This window comes from Sphingomonas sp., from assembly GCF_031361285.1.
Classification (GTDB): Bacteria; Pseudomonadota; Alphaproteobacteria; order Sphingomonadales; family Sphingomonadaceae; genus Sphingomicrobium.
On sequence record NZ_JANMCO010000104.1, the window covers coordinates 1 to 3,066 of the forward strand.

Sequence of the window (3,066 nt, forward strand, 5' to 3'; positions counted from 1 at the left end):
GTTACACCCTGGCGAAGGTCGCTTTGTCCGCGCGGGTCGACCAGCAGCGATTCATTGGCCCAACTGAGCATATTGATGAAGCCGGGTGCGACGACGAGCCCGCGCGCGTCGACGACGCGCGGCGCGCTCGCCTCCTGGGCGGGGCCGGTATAGACGATGCGATCGCCGCGAATGCCGACATCGCCGACATAAGGCGGGCCGCCACTGCCATCGTAGATTGTCCCGCCGCGGATCAGCAGGTCGTATGCCGGTGCGGTCGCGACGGTCGGTGTAACATTCGCGTCTTGCGCGGGAGGCGGCGCCATTACGCAGCCGCCGACGAGGGCGATCGCCGAGACTGCCGCAAACCATTTGATCATTGCTTTGCTCCCTGGCCGGCCGCCGCGACCGGCGCGAAATCGAGGTCCTGATAATCGAAACTGAAGTCGGCCAAGGGTGAGACCGGCTTCATTCGCACGCGGTCGACCTTACCGTCGGCATCGATCGAGAAAGTGACATAGGCCGGTTCGATCCAGCGCAGCGCCGGCTGGGTCCGGAATGTATCATATTGGTGGTGGGCCAGCACGCTATCCATGCCACGCGAATGGGGGAACTGAATCGCCAACGCGCTACCGGCGCGGCGTACCTTTATCGTACCATACCAGGGGTCGGCATAGTCGCCGACGTAGCGATCGAGCGGCAAGGAGGGCCCGACCCGCGCTGGCTTGGCCTGTTGCGCGCCGACCAGCCTGGCGGCTTCAGCCAGACGTGCCAGCCTATACGCGTGATACTTCTCCGGCCAGTTTGCGGCGGGAAAGCCGAGATAATGGTCCAGCAGTTCATACATCAGGCCGCGGACGATCTCACCTTCTTCGCTGTTGACCGCGATCGAAAAGCCGATGTTTTTGTCGGGGATCAGAACGACCTCCGTGAGCGATCCAAATACGGCGCCACCGTGAGAGATTATCTTCGTGCCGCGATAATCCTGCACGTCCCAGCCGAGCGCGTAAGCGTCGAACATGGGCTGCGTCACCGCAAACTCGGGTGGCCGCGCGTCGATCGGCTGCAGCGTGACCGGACTCCACATCTGCGTCGACTGCTCGGCAGAGAACAGGCGGGCGCTGCTGCCGGGGATTTGCCCGTGGCCCAATTGCGTAAGCAGCCAGCGGGTCATGTCGTTAGCGCTGATCGCCAGCCCGCCGGCGGGCGCGGCGTTGCCCGCCAAGGTGGCTTCGGCGCCATATGCCTGCTGGTGGCCGAGCCCGACGATCGGCCCGTCGAAGCGGCCATGCGGATGCGCGCGGTCGGCGACCGCCTGGAATTCCGCATTGGAATCGGTCGCATGGTTCATGCCCAGCGGGGCGAACACATGGCTGTGCATGAACCGCTCCCAGGGCTCGCCGCTTACCGCCGTGACAAGTTCGCCCGCGACCATGTAGAGGATGTTGTCATAGGCGTAGGCGCTGCGGAAGCTAGTCGCCGGCTTGATGAAGCGCAGCCGCCGGACCGTTTCCTGGCGCGACAGATCGCTGTTGGGGACGAACAGCAAATCACCTGCGCCGAGCCCGAGGCCGCTGCGGTGGACTAGCAGGTCGCGCACCGTCATCTCGCGCGTGACCCACGGATCCCACATGCGAAAATCGGGCAGGTGGTCGATGACCTTGTCGTCCCATTTGAGCTTGCCCTCATCCACCAGGATGGCAAGCGCGGCGACGGTGAAGGCCTTGCCGGTCGATCCGGTGCCGAAGATGGTGTCGGGACCGACGCGCTCGGGCTTGCCGATCTCGCGCACGCCCCAACCTTTGGCGAGCGTTGGCTTGTCGTTTTCGACGATGGCGATCGATACGCCCGGTGCGCCATATGCAATCCGCAGTTGCTCGACGCGCTGCTCGAACCCTACGGGCGGCACGGCGAGAGCGGGCGTAGCCAAGGCGATAAGCGCAAAGGCCAAGGCATGCTTCATGCGATTTGCTCCTGCCGGGAACGAGCTAGCCGCCACAGCCCGAGCGTGAGCACGGGGACAACGTAAACGGCGATGAGGATGTAGGCCAGAGCCCGGTAACCGGTGGCGATCAGCGCGACGAGTCCGAAGCGGTCGGCGACGAACATGCAGCCGATCAGCAGCGCAAGGGCGATAGCCAGGCGGTTGCCATTGCTGAGCACCACGCCGCGGCGAATGATAAATGAGCGTGCAATTCGCTCATTGATCGCATGAACGGAACTCGCACCGCTTTCGAGCAGGGCCGAAAAGATCATTAGCTGAAACAGCAAGTGGAAGACAGGGATGTCGAGCTGCTGAAGGAGGAAGTCCGACGGCAAGGTGGCGCCGGCGATCTCGGGAAAGAAGCCGATCATCGCAATGAAGAAGAGTAGCGCCGGAAGTGTCGCCAATGGGCCGGCAATCATGCCCGCGACAATCGCGTCACGATTGCTGGTAAGATGGCGAATCACGGGTAGAATGACGACCGCACCGATAAGATTGTAACCGGCATAGACCGTGCCGCCGCCGAGCCAGCCGGGCATCGGCTCGCCGCGAGCGAAGCCAGCGGCGATACGGTCACCGAAATGGGTGAAAGCGAGCACGATGAACAAGGCGTAGATGGCGTAGAGAAGGTAGGAAACGTATGCGAACATCCGCTCGACCGAGGCATTGCCGAAGGTAACCACCGCGACAATTGCAGCTGCCAGGATCGCCGTGCCGACAAATGCCGGAAGCCCGAGCAAAGCCGCGCCGATCGCCCCGGCGGCCGCGCCATAGACGGCCAGTATAAGCACGATGAACAGCACATAGGCTCCCTCGAACAGGATCCAGCCGGGGCCAAGCAGAGCCTTGAAGAAGGTGACGTAGTCCCACGCCTGGACGTGCCGCGCGAACAGAAAGGTGACGCTGCACACCAGGCTGAAAATAAGCGTCGCGACGAGGATGGCGGCAAGCCCTCCCCACGGCCCGCTCGGCAGGAAGAACTCGGCAAGCTCGCGCCCAGTCGCATAGCCGCCGCCGATGACCACCGCCTTGAAGGCGAGACCGGGCAGCCAGAAGCGCTGGAAACGAGTCGGGTTCGCGCCGTCTGCTGGCGTCATTGGGCG

2 protein-coding genes and 1 pseudogene are annotated in these 3,066 nt (G+C 63.6%); all 3 read right to left on the reverse strand.

Annotated features, from left to right (window positions below):
* Positions 1-359: pseudogene (locus RMO25_RS09730) on the reverse strand (hypothetical protein); the annotation flags it as partial.
* The gene (locus tag RMO25_RS09735) at positions 356-1,942 is read right to left on the reverse strand and encodes a serine hydrolase (protein ID WP_309662408.1); all 1,587 of its coding nucleotides are present in this window, start codon (positions 1,940-1,942) and stop codon (positions 356-358) included. The pseudogene RMO25_RS09730 and the gene RMO25_RS09735, both read right to left, overlap by 4 nt.
* Positions 1,939-3,060 (reverse strand): hypothetical protein, encoded by a 1,122-nt coding sequence (locus RMO25_RS09740; protein WP_309662409.1) that lies wholly within the window; start codon positions 3,058-3,060, stop codon positions 1,939-1,941. Before RMO25_RS09740 ends, RMO25_RS09735 begins: the two co-directional genes overlap by 4 nt.
* Positions 3,061-3,066 lie beyond the last annotated feature (6 nt).